The organism is Mesorhizobium sp. M7A.F.Ca.US.011.01.1.1 (assembly GCF_003998295.1).
GTDB lineage: Bacteria > Pseudomonadota > Alphaproteobacteria > Rhizobiales > Rhizobiaceae > Mesorhizobium.
This window is the reverse complement of sequence record NZ_RZRT01000200.1, coordinates 1-883: the sequence shown is the minus strand read 5'-3', so window position 1 is coordinate 883 and position 883 is coordinate 1. Positions and strand designations below refer to the sequence as shown.

Annotated in this window: 1 protein-coding gene; it reads right to left on the bottom strand. The window is 62.3% G+C overall.

The window, feature by feature from the left end:
- The coding region (locus EOA13_RS37305; protein ID WP_164780653.1) for an ATP-binding cassette domain-containing protein at positions 1-883 on the bottom strand (883 nt) is incomplete at both ends.

Below are 883 nucleotides of genomic sequence, written 5' to 3'. Positions count from 1 at the left end.
CCATTGTACATGACCATGATCTCATCGCAGATCGCTTCAACGACGGAGAGGTCGTGGCTGATGAAAATGTAGGAAAGGCCCAACTCGCGCTGCAACTCCTTGAGCAGTTCGATCACGGCGGCCGCCACCACGGTGTCGAGCGCCGAAGTGATTTCGTCGCAGATGATGAGCTTGGGGTCCGCCGCCAGCGCGCGCGCGAAGTTCACGCGTTGCTTCTGGCCGCCCGAGAGCTCCGACGGGCGACGGTAGCGTAGCGTCCTAGGCAGGCGAACCATGTCGAGCAGTTCATCGACGCGCTTCGAGCGTGCCTGTCTGTCGAGCCCGTGATAGAAGGCCAACGGCCGGGAGATGATGTCCTCCACAGGCTTGGCCGGATTGAGCGCGGTATCAGCATACTGGAACACGATCTGCATCTCACGCAGCTCGTCCTGACTGCGCTTCCCAGCGGTACGCTCCAGTTGCTTGCCGTCGAAGACGATGTCGCCGGCCGCTGCCGGATGGATGCCGGCGATGACGCGTGCGAGCGTCGATTTTCCGCAGCCGGATTCGCCGATGATGCCGAGATTGCGCCCCTTCTCGACGACAAGACTAACGGAATTGACAGCGCGGATCAGCGGCAGTCCATCAGCCCGCACCGCACCATAGCCGGCAGTCACATTGTCGATACGCAGCAGTTCTTTCGTCCCGGCATCCGCGTCCGCATGTGCTTGCCGCGGTTTCGGCTCGAAGGCAGCCAGCAGTTCGCGCGTATAGGGGTGCTGGGCGTCCGAAAGAATCTGAGCCGTGGTGCCGGTCTCCTGCACTTCGCCGCTCTTCAGCACAACGATGTGGTCGGCGATCTGGGCCACGACGGCGAGATCGTGGGAGACGTAGACCCCCGCTA